The sequence below is a fragment of the Aeromicrobium yanjiei genome, assembly GCF_009649075.1.
GTDB classification, from domain to species: Bacteria; Actinomycetota; Actinomycetes; order Propionibacteriales; family Nocardioidaceae; genus Aeromicrobium; species Aeromicrobium yanjiei.
This window is the reverse complement of the sequence record NZ_CP045737.1, coordinates 1,888,522-1,900,717: the sequence shown is the minus strand read 5'-3', so window position 1 is coordinate 1,900,717 and position 12,196 is coordinate 1,888,522. Positions and strand designations below refer to the sequence as shown.

At 67.3% G+C, this 12,196-nt stretch carries 14 protein-coding genes; 8 read left to right on the top strand and 6 right to left on the bottom strand.

Annotation, left to right across the window (positions count from 1 at the left end; genetic code table 11):
- Position 1 precedes the first annotated feature (1 nt).
- From GEV26_RS09435 to GEV26_RS09425, 3 genes are read left to right on the top strand one after another with little or no spacing between them, the layout of a single operon-like run.
- Complete coding sequence (locus GEV26_RS09435; protein WP_153652833.1) at positions 2 to 634, top strand: cysteine hydrolase family protein; 633 nt, start codon at positions 2 to 4, stop codon at positions 632 to 634.
- Between the two features lie 24 nt (positions 635 to 658).
- The gene (locus GEV26_RS09430) at positions 659 to 1,570 is read left to right on the top strand and encodes a TIGR03619 family F420-dependent LLM class oxidoreductase (RefSeq protein ID WP_153652832.1); all 912 of its coding nucleotides are present in this window, start codon (positions 659 to 661) and stop codon (positions 1,568 to 1,570) included.
- A gap of 1 nt (position 1,571) precedes the next feature.
- Positions 1,572 to 2,327 carry an SDR family NAD(P)-dependent oxidoreductase gene (locus GEV26_RS09425; RefSeq protein ID WP_153652831.1) on the top strand — a complete coding sequence of 252 codons (756 nt, stop codon included), beginning with the start codon at positions 1,572 to 1,574 and terminating at the stop codon, positions 2,325 to 2,327.
- Between the two features lie 13 nt (positions 2,328 to 2,340).
- Here the strand turns inward: GEV26_RS09425 and GEV26_RS09420 are convergent, their stop codons facing one another.
- From GEV26_RS09420 to GEV26_RS09410, 3 genes are read right to left on the bottom strand one after another with little or no spacing between them, the layout of a single operon-like run.
- Entirely contained in the window at positions 2,341 to 3,102 is a 762-nt protein-coding gene (locus tag GEV26_RS09420; protein WP_208430944.1) for an SDR family NAD(P)-dependent oxidoreductase, read from the bottom strand.
- Between the two features lies 1 nt (position 3,103).
- Positions 3,104 to 3,847, bottom strand: coding sequence for an SDR family NAD(P)-dependent oxidoreductase (locus GEV26_RS09415; RefSeq protein ID WP_153652829.1), 744 nt, complete (start codon positions 3,845 to 3,847; stop codon positions 3,104 to 3,106).
- Positions 3,844 to 5,145 (bottom strand): acyl-CoA dehydrogenase family protein, encoded by a 1,302-nt coding sequence (locus GEV26_RS09410; RefSeq protein ID WP_153652828.1) that lies wholly within the window; start codon positions 5,143 to 5,145, stop codon positions 3,844 to 3,846. Before GEV26_RS09410 ends, GEV26_RS09415 begins: the two co-directional genes overlap by 4 nt.
- Before the next feature lie 4 nt (positions 5,146 to 5,149).
- On the opposite strand from GEV26_RS09410, the gene GEV26_RS09405 reads away from it, so the two are divergent.
- On the top strand, positions 5,150 to 6,316 hold the full coding sequence (locus tag GEV26_RS09405) for a phosphotransferase family protein (RefSeq protein WP_153652827.1): 1,167 nt from the start codon (positions 5,150 to 5,152) through the stop codon (positions 6,314 to 6,316).
- 19 nt (positions 6,317 to 6,335) lie between these two features.
- Here the strand turns inward: GEV26_RS09405 and GEV26_RS09400 are convergent, their stop codons facing one another.
- Together GEV26_RS09400 and GEV26_RS09395 are read right to left on the bottom strand one after the other, a co-directional pair.
- Complete coding sequence (locus tag GEV26_RS09400) at positions 6,336 to 7,109, bottom strand: SDR family NAD(P)-dependent oxidoreductase (protein WP_153652826.1); 774 nt, start codon at positions 7,107 to 7,109, stop codon at positions 6,336 to 6,338.
- A 64-nt stretch (positions 7,110 to 7,173) separates the two neighbouring features.
- Positions 7,174 to 7,818, bottom strand: a complete 645-nt coding sequence (locus GEV26_RS09395) for a TetR/AcrR family transcriptional regulator (RefSeq protein WP_194839805.1) — start codon at positions 7,816 to 7,818, stop codon at positions 7,174 to 7,176.
- A gap of 136 nt (positions 7,819 to 7,954) precedes the next feature.
- On the opposite strand from GEV26_RS09395, the gene GEV26_RS09390 reads away from it, so the two are divergent.
- Genes GEV26_RS09390 through GEV26_RS09380 form a run of 3 tightly spaced genes read left to right on the top strand, consistent with a single transcriptional unit; the run spans position 7,955 to position 10,509 of the window.
- Positions 7,955 to 8,728, top strand: a complete 774-nt coding sequence (locus GEV26_RS09390) for an enoyl-CoA hydratase-related protein (RefSeq protein ID WP_243838682.1) — start codon at positions 7,955 to 7,957, stop codon at positions 8,726 to 8,728.
- 30 nt (positions 8,729 to 8,758) lie between these two features.
- The gene (locus GEV26_RS09385; RefSeq protein WP_153652823.1) at positions 8,759 to 9,736 is read left to right on the top strand and encodes an NADPH:quinone oxidoreductase family protein; all 978 of its coding nucleotides are present in this window, start codon (positions 8,759 to 8,761) and stop codon (positions 9,734 to 9,736) included.
- Positions 9,733 to 10,509: an SDR family NAD(P)-dependent oxidoreductase gene (locus tag GEV26_RS09380; RefSeq protein ID WP_208430943.1), complete on the top strand. Its 777-nt coding sequence runs from the start codon at positions 9,733 to 9,735 to the stop codon at positions 10,507 to 10,509. Before GEV26_RS09385 ends, GEV26_RS09380 begins: the two co-directional genes overlap by 4 nt.
- 14 nt (positions 10,510 to 10,523) lie before the next feature.
- Here GEV26_RS09380 and GEV26_RS09375 read toward each other — a convergent pair whose 3' ends face one another.
- On the bottom strand, positions 10,524 to 11,393 hold the full coding sequence (locus tag GEV26_RS09375) for an alpha/beta fold hydrolase (protein ID WP_153652822.1): 870 nt from the start codon (positions 11,391 to 11,393) through the stop codon (positions 10,524 to 10,526).
- Positions 11,394 to 11,488: 95 nt separating this feature from the next.
- On the opposite strand from GEV26_RS09375, the gene GEV26_RS09370 reads away from it, so the two are divergent.
- Entirely contained in the window at positions 11,489 to 12,169 is a 681-nt protein-coding gene (locus tag GEV26_RS09370; protein ID WP_153652821.1) for a nitroreductase, read from the top strand.
- Positions 12,170 to 12,196 lie beyond the last annotated feature (27 nt).

Here is a 12,196-nt window from a genome sequence, read left to right as displayed (position 1 = left end):
CATGAGTGTGCGTAGTCTCGACAAGGGTGAGCGCATCGCGTTCGTCATGCACGAATGCCAGAACGGGATGATCAACCCGGACATCGCCACGAATGCGCCTCTGGCCGCGCATGCGAAGAGCCGTGGTGTCGTGGAGAACATCGCCGCGGTCGCCGCCGCCTGCCGTGAGCGGGGCATGCCGGTCTTCCACTCGACGATCGAGCCCCGTCCGGACTACGTGGGCACCGACGCCTCCTGCCTGTTGCTCGGGGGTCTGGTCAAGAAGGGTGGGATCGTGGCCGGCAAGCCGGCAACCGAGATCCATCCGGACCTGACGCCGCACGACAGCGACATCCGCATCCGGCGGGTACATGGACTGACGCCGTTCCATGGCACCGAGCTGGAGGCCTACCTGCGCCATCAGCGCATCGAGACCGTGATCCTCGCTGGAGTCTCGACCGACGTCGGCATCCCCGGTGCCAGCCTCGAGGCGATCAACCGCGGATTTCGCGTCGTCGTCCCTGAGGACTGCATCGCGGGCTCGTCGACGGAGTCGCACGACTGGCAGGTCCGGCACACGCTCCCGCTCCTGGCCACGGTCACCACGACGAGCGATGTGCTCGACGTGCTCGGCCGCGCTGCACAGCAGTCCTGACACCTGAGCCCTCGAGGAGAATGCATGAAGTTCACGGTTGAGTATCCCGTCAGTGCGCCCGGTTACGACCCCGCTCTCGTGGGCCCCGAGGGGATGACCGAGATCGCTCGCGCGGTCGAGGCCGGGGGCTACGACGCGATCGCGTTCACCGAGCACCCGGCACCGTCGAAGAAGTGGCTCGACGCCGGCGGACACGAGTCTCTCGATCTGTTCTCGTCGCTGTCGTTCTGCGCAGCCGTCACGCAGCGCATCCGGCTGATGACGTATCTCGTGGTCCTGCCGTATCACAATCCCTTCGTCGCGGCGAAGGCGTTCGCGACGCTGGACCGGCTCTCGGCTGGTCGGGCGTCGATCGTCGCGGGAGCCGGCTATCTCCGCTCGGAGTTCCTCGCGCTGAACGTCGACATGGACAACCGCAATGAGTTGTTCGACGAGTCGATCGAGGTCATGCGGGGGCTCTGGGCCGAGGTGCCGTTCAGCCACAAGGGCAAGCACTTCGAGGGCAGGGGAGTCGCTTCGGTTCCCGGTCCGGTGCAGCCCGGTGGGCCCCCCATCATGATCGGCGGCAACAGCGGACTGGCGCGTCGCAGAGCCGCGCGCAACCAGGGCTGGAGTCCCCTGATGGTCAGCGCCGAGGTCGCCCGGACCAGCCGCACCCCGGCGCTCGCGACGATCGAGGCTCTCGCCGCGCGGGTCGCCGAGGTGCGCGAGCTGGCCGTTGCCGAGCAGGGTGATGGCACGACGATCCAGATCCAGGTGCAGACGCCTGAGTGCAGGTACCTGAGGAGCCCCGGCAGCGTGGAGGAGCACCGAGACCACCTCGGCCGGCTCGCGGAGGCCGGTGTCGACTCGTTCGTCCTGCAGCCTCCTGGGGAGAGCGTCGCCCAGACGGTCGACGCCCTGCAGAGCTACGCGGAGACCTTCGGGCTGCTGTGAGATGACCCGCTTTGCAGGCCAGGTCGCCTTCATCACGGGCGGCGCGATGGGATTCGGGCGGGCCTTCGCGGAGGCCCTGGGCCGCGAAGGTGCGGCGGTCGTCCTGGCCGACCTCGATGAGGCGGTCGCTCAGGAGACGGCCGCCGCGCTGCGGGCTGAGGGCATCGACGCCCTCGCGGTGACGTGCGATGTGGCTGATGAGAGCCAGGTCGAGGCGGCGATCGCGACCACCGTGGCCGAGCACGGCGGCATCGACATCCTCATCAACAATGCGGGCCTGCACCTGACCAAGTACAACCAGCCGTTCTCGGTGCTGGACCGAGCCGATGTACGCGCTCTGTTCGACGTCAACGTGATGGGCGTCGTCAACTGCACGGTCGCGGCCGCCGCGGCGATGAAGGAGCGCGGCGGCGGTCGCGTCGTCAACATCGCCTCCATGGCGAGCAACGGCTCGACATCTCCCTACGGCGTCTCGAAACTGGCCGTGAGAGGCTTGACGATCGCGTTCGCCCACGAGCTTGCGGCCTCGGGCATCCGCTGCAATGCGATCTCGCCGGGGCTCATCCGCACCGCGAATGCGATCGCCGACCTGCCGCAGGAGCTCGTCGACTCGATCGTTCACGGCAAGCAGCTGATACCCCGCCTCGGGGAGATCGACGACATCGTCACGATGATGCTCTACCTGTGCTCGGACGACTCGAGCTTCATCACGGGCGAGACGTTCAGGGTGAGCGGCGGGATGCCCCTCTCGATCTGAACGCTTCATGCGCCTACCGCATCATCAGCAGGCCGCCGTCGACAGGGAAGACCTGCCCCGTCATGAATCGGGCACCGTCGCCCGCGAGGAACTCGAGCACGGGCACGAGATCGGTCACGGCGTCACCCAGCTTGCCGCCGAGCGGGACGGTTCTCGACATGGTCTGGTCGTGCTGGAGCAGCGCCTCGGGTGACATGGATGCGCGGGTGCGGTCGTACATGGGCGTCCAGATCGCTGGTGCGATCGCATTGACCGTGATGCCGAAGGGTGCCCACTCGACCGCGATCGAGCGCATCCAGGCGAGCGAGGCCCCCTTGCTGGCCGCGTAAGCGGCCTTGAGCGGATATCCCTTGACCCCCGCGCCCGACGCGAAGTTGATGATCCTGCCACCGGAATCCCGGAGGTGAGCGAAGGCTGCCACGTTCGTCAGGAAGGTGCCGGTGGCATTGACCGCCATCACCTGGTTCCACACCGCCACATCGGTCTCCGCGGCAGGACTCGCGGGAGCGATACCGGCTGCGTGGATCAGCACGTCGAGTCCGCCGAGAAGCTTCACGGCCGCGGCGAAGGCCTCGTCGCCGGACTCCTTGCTCGACACATCGCAGCGGACGAACGAGGCATCGGACTCGCGAGCCGTCAGCCTGCCGGACTCCTCATCGATGTCCAGGGAGACGACATCGGCACCGAGCGCCGGGAATGCGCGTGTCAGCGCAGCCCCCATGCCGCTGCCGCCGCCCGTGATGATGACCTTCCGGTCGGTGAGGGATCCGGTCACGTCAGTACAGGCCGCCGTCGACGCGAATGAGCGAGTCGGTCGTGTAGCTGGACGCATCGCTCGCGAGATAGAGCGCCGTGGTGACGATCTCCTCGGGCCGGCCCGGGTGGCCGATCGCACTGCGCGTCGCCTGCCGCGACTCCTCGGTCCATGCCTTTGAGATATCGGTCAGGAACGGACCGGCCGAGATCGTGTTGACGCGCACCGTGGGCCCGTACTCACGGGCGAAGACCGACGTCAAGGCGTTGAGCCCGGCCTTGGCGCCCGAGTAGGGACCGAATCTGGGTTGTGGCATGAATGCGCCGCTCGACGACACGTTGATGATCGAGCCGCCCCCGCCTTCGGCCATCCGCCGGCCGATGACGGCGCCGAGACGGAACGGGCCCTTGAAGTTCACGCCGATGACCTTGTCGAAGAGCTCCTCGCTGGTCTCCTCGGACGACGGCGCGAGAGGCGACATGCCGGCATTGTTGACCAAGATGTCGATCTTGCCGAACTCCGCGTACGCGAGCTCGATGAGCGCGTCGATCTCGTCCCATCTGCCGACGTGGCAGCCCACCGGCAGTGCGCGCCGTCCCATGGCCCGGACCTCGGTGGCCAGCTCTTCGCACGCCTCGACCTTGCGACTCGTGATCACGACGTCTGCGCCGGCCTTCGCGAAGGCGAGAACCATCTCTCGACCGAGTCCTCGGCTTCCGCCGGTGACCAGGGCGACCTTGCCTTCCAGTGAGAACAGATCGTTCACAGCGCGAACTCCTCGACCACGTCGGCGTACTTGGCCCGGACGGCTTCGAGCCTGGGTGGGATGTGCTCGGTCGGGAACAGCCCGGGAGCGGCCGTGTACCCCTTGAGCGTCTGCTTGCCGACCCCGTTCTTGTGGACCTCGGTCGGACCGTCCGCGAGGGCGAGCGACAGCCCGCCGGCCCACCAGTCGTAGAGCGGGAGCTCTGTCGTGGTGCCGAGCGAGCCGTGCACCTGGATCGCCCGCTGGATGATGTCGTGGTAGATCTTGGCCATCTGCACCTTGCACATCGCGATGTACTCACGTGCTGTGCCGTGCGGTTGGTTGTCGATGACCCAGGCGGTCTTCAGCACCAGGAGCCGGAATTGCTCGAGCTCTATCCGGGAGTCGGCGATGTAGTGCAGGACCGCTTGCTTGTCGGCCAGGAGCTCACCCTGTGTGCGCCGGGAGAGGGCCCGCTCGCACATCATGTCGAGCGCCCGCTGGCACTTGCCGACCGTGCGCATCGCATGGTGCACCCGGCCGCCGCCCAAGCGGGCCTGCGCGACCGTGAACCCCTCGCCGACGCCGCCGAGCATGTGATCGGCCGGCACCCGCACCTGGTCGTAGTGGATGTATGCGTGCGTGCCCTCGTCCAGCTCGGGACGCTCCAGCATCGTGGCCACATTCCGCACGATCTTGAGCCCTGGGGTCTCCTTCGGCACGATGAACATCGACAGCCGCTGATGGGCCCTGGCCGTCGGATCGGTCACGGCCATGACGATGAGGAACTCGGCGTACCGGGCATTGGATGAGAACCACTTCTCGCCCTCGATGACCCACGAGTCACCGTCCTTGGTGGCGCGGCACGTGAACTCCTTGGGGTCGGAGCCCGCCTGCGGCTCAGTCATCGAGAAGCACGACACGATGTCGCCGTCGAGGAGGGGCTGGAGATAGCGGTCCTTCTGCTCCTGGGTGCCGAACATCGCGAGGATCTCGGCGTTTCCGGTGTCGGGTGCTGCGGTCCCGAAGACAGTGGGTGCCCAATAGGAGCGGCCCAGGATCTCGTTCATGAGACCGAGCTTGACCTGCCCGTAGCCTTGCCCGCCGAGCTCGGGGCCGAGGTGACAGGCCCACAGGCCCTCCTCCTGCACCCGCTCCTGCAGCGGCTTGAGGATCTTTCGTGCGGCCTGGTTGTCCACGTCGTACGGATCGCCCGCATGGCCGAACAAGAGATCGAGAGGTTCGCACTCCTCACGGACGAAGGTGGCCATCCAGTCGAGCTTCTCCTGGAAGTCCGCGTCGGTCGAGAAGTCCCACATAGCTATGTCTCCTGTGCTCGGGTCTGTCGTAGGGCCAGTCGCCGAACGGCATCGCCCGAGCAGAATAGCATTCTGCTACCTTCGGATCACGTTCTGGCGAGATAGTTTCTCAATCTGCCCCGATATCGAAGTGAGGCGCATCGTGCGTGTTGGTCATGTGAGCGACGAGCTGCTGCTGGACATCACGGCTCGGGCCGAGCGTGCTGTGGCGCAGTGGTCTGAAGGGAGCGCCGTCGAGAATCTGCGGCCCCTGACCGGCGGCGCGTCGAGCCTCACCTTCGTGCTCGATGTCGTGGGCGGAGTCGGCGACGGCGACGAGGTGGTCCTGAAGGTCGCGCCGCCAGGTCTGCCGCCGTTGCGCAACCGCGACGTCCTTCGTCAAGCGCGGTTGTTCCGCGCCCTCGAGGGTCAGGAGGGAGTGCTCGTCCCGAGGGCCCTGTTCGAGGACGCCGGAGATCCGCCTGAGATCCCACCCTTCTTCGCGATGAGCATGGTGCCCGGCGAGTGCGTCGAGCCGAACCTGGCCTCGGACGAGGCCCGGCCGAGCCCTGACGTGACCAAGGCCCGCTCATTCGATGCGATGGAGGTGCTGGCCGCACTGCATCGGGTGTCGCCCGCCGCGGTGGGCCTGGGCGACGAGCCCGTCGTCACGCTCGGCGACGAGATCGATCGTTGGACCCGCGCCTTCGAGACAGTCCCCACGGAGCTGAGCGGCGACTATGCGCGAGCCGCACGAGCCCTGCACGCCACGGTGCCGGAGGCGATGGCCCCGGTGGTCAATCACGGTGACTACCGGCTGGGCAACACGCTGTGCGAAGGCGGTCGGCTGACCGCGATCATCGACTGGGAGATCTGGTCACTCGGTGATCCGCGCATCGACATGACCTGGTTCACCTTCTTCACCGACGAGGCTCAGCACCCGGCCGTCGAGCCCGGTGTGGTGGCGGGAACACCGACTCGGCAGGAGCTGATCCGGGCCTACGAGACCGCGGCCGACGCCACCCTTGCGGACCTTCCGTGGTTTGACGCGCTCACCAAGTACAAGGAGGCTGCCGCGACAGCCTTGTTGATCAAGCGCGATCTGAAGAGCGGCGGGATGAGCATCTCGAACGGGCGAATGCTCCCGGCCCTCCCGCGTCTGGTGCAGGAGGCCCTCGACATCGTCGGCTGACGCGGCACGCTCGGGACCCTCATCGGCGCAGCTGACCGTCGTCGACCTTGATCACCGTGCCCGTGACGAATCCCGATGCCGGGGACACGAGGTACAGCAAGGTGCTCTCGAGCTGATCGGCGTCGCCGATCCTCTGGCGGGGGAAGGTGCCACGCGGGTCGGCGATGCGCTTCAGCATCCCGTCGGTCATCTCGGAGGCGAACACGCCCGGCGCGATCGCGTTGACGTTGATGTCGAACTTCGCCCATTCGACGGCGAGAGCCTCCGTCATCCGGTTCACGGCCGCCTTGGTGATCGAGTAGAGCGCCGCGCCGTCGCCGCCGTAGTCGAAGGCCGCCATCGAGGAGATGTTGACGATCCGGCCGCCGCGCTTCTGGGCCATCAGGCGGCGCGCGAACTCACAGGCCATGATGTACGGTCCGCGCAGATTGGTGGCGATCACTTGATCGATCAGCTCGACAGGCATCTTGGTGGCGCGTTGCGCGTCTGGGATGCCGGCGTTGTTGACCAGGATCGTCGGATCGCCGACCTGATCTGCGATCGTGGAGAAGCCAGTCAGCATGGACTCGTGATCCGTCACGTCGATCGGCACGGCTGTGGCGGCGCCGCCCGCATCGACGATCTGTGCCACGACGTCAGCGAGTCGGTCACGCCGCCTCCCGGCTGCCACCACAGTGGCGCCGTGGGCCGCGAGGGTCAGGGCGAAATGTCGACCCAGGCCCGAGGATGCGCCGGTGACGAGTGCCACCTCTCCGGTCAGGTCGATGATCGAAGGCGGTGCGGCGACGGTCATGCTTCGCTCCCTGGTCGAATCGCAATGCGGCAAAAGAGTCAACTCAACCAGTGTGGCACCGCAATCACCTCGAAGGGGCGACCGCCTTTTCGATGAAGGTCAGGACGTGCTCGAGATCGTCCTCCGAAGGCGGATGCTCATCCCACAGGAAGTTCTCCATCTGCGCCATGAGCATGGCCGCGACGGACCGGGCATCGCGGTCGGGGTCGGCTGAGCCGAGCTCGATCAGCGGATCGCGCAGGAGCCCGCTCATCGCGGCCTCGAGTCGGTTGCGTGCGCCTGTCGCACGCTGATTGCGGCCGATCGAGCTGGCCAGGATGTTGCGGGTCGCAGTCGCGATCTCGGCATCGCCGGCCTGGCTCATGATGGCGCTGACGGCTGCGCGCAGGCGGGCCCCCGCGCGGTCGTGCTCGGCCATCTTCCGCTCGACATAGGCCAAGAGCCGGTGGCCGCCGTCCTCGACGACCGCGGCCACGAAGTCCTCCTTGCTCTGGAAGTAGCGGTAGAACGCGTCGTTCGACAGGCCGGCCGCCCCGACGATGTCGGCGACACGCGGATTGCTTCCTTCGCTGAGAAGCTCGCGCCCCACCTCGATCATGCGGCGCACGTCGTTCTCCGCAGCGTCCTGCCGGCGGCTGAGGCTGCGCCGGATCGCCTCTTGGGCCAGCGAGCTCGGAAGGTCCTGGCGCGTCGGTTCGTTGACGTTCACCCGTCGCATCCTAACGGAACCGCATTCTTGACGGGACGACGAGCCATGGGATGTGCAAGAATACAATTCTATAACTCATTGACCGCGATGTGACGGAGTAGCGATGTCGGCCCACACAGACGTTTCAGCAGATCCAGTGCTTGTCGAGCGGCGCGGCCACACCGTCGTGGTCACGCTGAACCGACCGGAGGCGCGCAATGCCGTCAACATGGCACTCGCTGCTGCGGCAGGCGATGCCTTCGACGCAGCGGAGAACGACCCCGACGTGCGTGTCATCGTCATCACGGGATCGGGCACCGCGGCCTTCAGCGCGGGTGCCGACCTCAAGGCGATCGGCAGGGGAGAGCCGATCCTCCCGCCCGGCCGCGAGGCGTGGGGACTGGCCGGCTTCAGTCGCCGCGTGTTCTCCAAGCCCACGATCGCTGCGGTCAACGGCGTTGCATTGGGCGGAGGAATGGAGATCGCGCTGGCAGCCGACTTCATCGTTGCGGCAGACACTGCGCGGTTCGGTCTCCCCGAGGTCAAGCGGGGACTGATTGCGGCGGCCGGCGGGGCGTTCCGCATCCTCGATCAGGTGCCCAGGAAGGTCGGGTTGGAGATGCTCCTGACGGGCGAGCCCATCGACGCCCCGAGAGCTCTCGAGCTGAATCTGGTCAACCGGGTCGTCCCCGGCGATCGATTGCTCGACGAAGCCCTCGCGCTGGCCGAGAAGGTCGCGGCCAACGCTCCGCTCGCGGTCCAGGCCAGCAAGCGCATCGCCTTGGGCATCCGAGACGGCGTGCCCGACGGCGATGAGAAGCGGTGGCAGCTGTCGGCCGAGGAGACGGCTCGCAACAGTGCGTCGGCAGATGCCAAGGAGGGCGTGCTGGCATTCGCCGAGAAGCGCCCGCCGGTCTGGCAGGGACGGTGAGCGGGTCGATCTTCGAGCAGCAGGGCGGCCATGCGCGCGGCCAGGGTTGAGGCGTACGGCGGCCCTGACCGTGTCGTGATCCGGGAGATCCCCGATCCCGAGGCGCGCGCGGGGCAGCTCGTCGTGGACATCGAAGCGGCGGCGTTGAACTTTCCGGACGTGCTGACGATCGCCGACAAGTATCAGATCTCGACAGCCCTTCCGTTCACTCCCGGCAGTGAGTTCGCGGGTCGAGTCAGCGCGGTGGGCGAGAACGTCACTGCCTTCCGGGTGGGGGACCGGGTCATGGGTTCGACCGGTGCCGGCGCATTCGCCGAGAAGATATGCGTGCCCGAGGACGCCGTCTCGGCCATTCCCGACGGTCTGGACATGATCCATGCCGCGGGCTTCCGGGTGACCTACCTGACGGCCTACCACTCTCTTGTCACCGTGGGGGATGTCGCGAGCGGCGACTGGGTCGTCGTCCTGGGTGCGGCCGGAGGAGTCGGCACGGCGACGGTCGACCTGGCCGCGCGCCTGGGTGCGCGGGTGATCGCGGCGGCGTCGACTGCAGAACGCGTGCAGACCTGCCTCGATCTCGGTGCTCACGAGGGGATCGCGTACGACGAGGAGGACCTCAAGTCGCGGATCAAGGAGATCACCGGAGGCGGAGCCGATCTGGTCGTCGACCCCGTCGGCGGCCGCTATACCGAGCAGGCCCTGCGGGCGATCCGCTGGGGCGGGGCGTTCGTGACTGTCGGCTTCGCCGCCGGGGAAATTCCCCGCATACCGCTCAACCTGGTGCTGCTGAAGAACGTCCTCGTCCGTGGCGTCGAGCTGCGCACGATGGGTACGCATCGTCCCGACGCGACCCGGCAGGCCACCCGCGCGATGTCCGATCTCGTGGCACGAGGGATGGCGCCACTGGTCACTGACGTCTTCACGCTCGACGACGTGAGCAAGGCGCTGGGCCTCGTGGCCGAGCGGAAGGCGACCGGCAAGGTCGTGATCGAGATGAGGGTGACGTGACGACTGGCAGGCAGCTCGAAGGCAGAAGGATCCTGGTGACCGGTGCGGCGACCGGCATCGGCGCGGCGGCCGTGCACGTGTTCGCGGCCGAGGGTGCGACCGTCACCGCGACGTACCGTCAGTCAAGGCCGGGATCCGACGTCGAGGCACTGGCGAGGTGGCTCCCGTGCGACTTCCGCGACGAAGAGGACGCCGAAGCCACGGTGGCCGAGGCCGCGCGCGGGATGGGCGGTCTGGACGTCCTCCTGCACGCCGCCGGCAGGTGGGCACCGGGGCTGGCCGGGGACGTCACTCGCGCGGAGCTCGATGACATGCTCGACACCAACGTCAAGGCGACGGTGTTCGCCAATCAGGCGGCGTTTCGGGCGATGAGCAGCGGTGGGGGACGCATCATCAATCTCGGCTCGGGCGAGGCGATCACGGGTGTGGCGCACGCAGCTGCGTACTCGCTGAGCAAAGGTGCTGTGCACAGCTGGACGCGAGCCGCCGCCCGGTCGTGGGGCTCGTCGGGAGTCACCGTCAACGCGTTGGTGCCGGCGGTCGAGACGCCTGGGGCAGAACGGCTTCGCGAGTACATGGGCCCCGCGGGGGCGGCGGCGTTGCATGCGTCGCTGGCGACGAGGATGGCTGTCAGCAGCTCATCCGGGGAAGGTCTCGGCGATCCCGTGCGCGATCTCGGGCCCATGATGGTCTTCCTGGCCGGTGAGGGTTCCCGTTTCGTGACGGGGCAGCTGCTGTCCGTGACGGGCGGCATGACGATGCTCGGCGCCTGACCGCAGTGATCGCGTCAGGGGCGCGAGCAGAACTCGACGACAGCGGCCGAGAACGCGTCGTTGTCGTCGCCCGCCGCGGTGTGGGCGGCACCGTTCAGCGTGACGACCTCGAGGTGCGGCACGTGACCGCGGAACTCCTCGACGCCGTGATCGCTGATCACATCGGACAGCTTGCCCTGGAGGAGGAGCACCGGGACCGTGATCGTTCGCGCGGCGGCCTCGAGCTGCGCAGACCGTTCCCCCGGGGTGGTGGTCGGCGGCTTCTCCATCATCTGGGGATCCCAGTGCCAGTACCAACGGCCGTCGTCACGCAGCCGGAGATTGCGACGAAGGCCATCGGTCGATCGCGGCTTCTCCCGGTGCGGCAGATAGGCAGCGATCGCGTCGGCCGCTTCGTCGAGACTTGCGAAGCCTCGGGGTGCTCCGCGCATGAAGTCGCGGATGCGGGCGCTCCCGGCGGCCTCGAAGCGCGGGACGACGTCGACCATCGCGAGTCGCCTCACCCGGTCGGGCGCGGCCGCGGTCGCCAAAAGACCGGTCAATCCGCCGAGGCTCGCGCCGATGATCGTGGTCGGGGTGTCGATCTGGTCGAGCACCTCGAGCACGTCCTCGCTGTTCTTCTCGAATCCATAGCCGCCGTCGGGCGACCAGTCGCTGTCGCCGTGCCCGCGCAGATCGAGCGCGACGACCCTGAGTCCGGCATCTGCCAGGACGCGACTGGTGGCCTTCCACGAGTGTCGAGTCTGTCCGCCGCCATGCAGCATCAGCACGCTGGGGCCGGTGTCGGGCCCCCAGATGTCGGCTGCGAGCTTGAGCCCGTCGGCGCCGGAGAGCGAGACAGTCCTGGGTGACCGGCCGTTCGAGGGGGCTTCGCCGACGGTCATGGGGAACTCCGCTCATCGAGACGATCCGTGCCTTGCTGCCTCATGACTTTTATTATAACTTCGTTAACTATATTTGACGAGGCCAGGAGCTGCATGTGAACGTCACCGAGGCGATGGTCAGTCGTCGATCCGTCCGCGGTTTCCTCGACACGCCCCTCGACCGGGCGGTGATCGAAGAGGTGCTGGAGATCGCGTCGCGCGCGCCGTCGGGCGGCAATCTCCAGCCGTGGCGGATCGTTGCGCTGACCGGCGCGCCACTGCGGCATCTGACGAAGCGGATGTCTGAACGGCTCGAGACGGGCGGCGAGCCCGACGAGTCCTTGTTCCCGATCTACCCGGCGCAGGTCAGCTCGCCGTATCGCGACCATCGGTTCCGCAACGCCGAGCAGCTCTACGGCGCTGTGGGCATTCCGCGTCAGGACAAGGCGGCACGGCGCGCATGGTTCGCCCGCAACTACCAGTTCTTCGGGGCGCCCGTGGGACTGTTCTGCTACGTCGACCAGCAGATGGGTTCCGCGCAATGGTCGGATCTCGGCATGTACCTGCAGTCGGTCATGCTTCTGCTCCAGGAGCGTGGTCTTGGCAGCTGTGCCCAAGAGGCATGGTCGGCGTACCACCGGACCGTGGCCGAGATCGTCGATCCGCCGCCGGAGTGGATGCTGTTCTGTGGCCTGGCGGTCGGCTACGAGGACCGGGACGAGCCCGCGAACAACTACCGGACCGAACGCGCACCGCTCGGAGATTTCGCCTCGTTCCTCGGCTGGGACGAGAACTGATGGTCGTGCGGGAGACCGTGCGGGAGA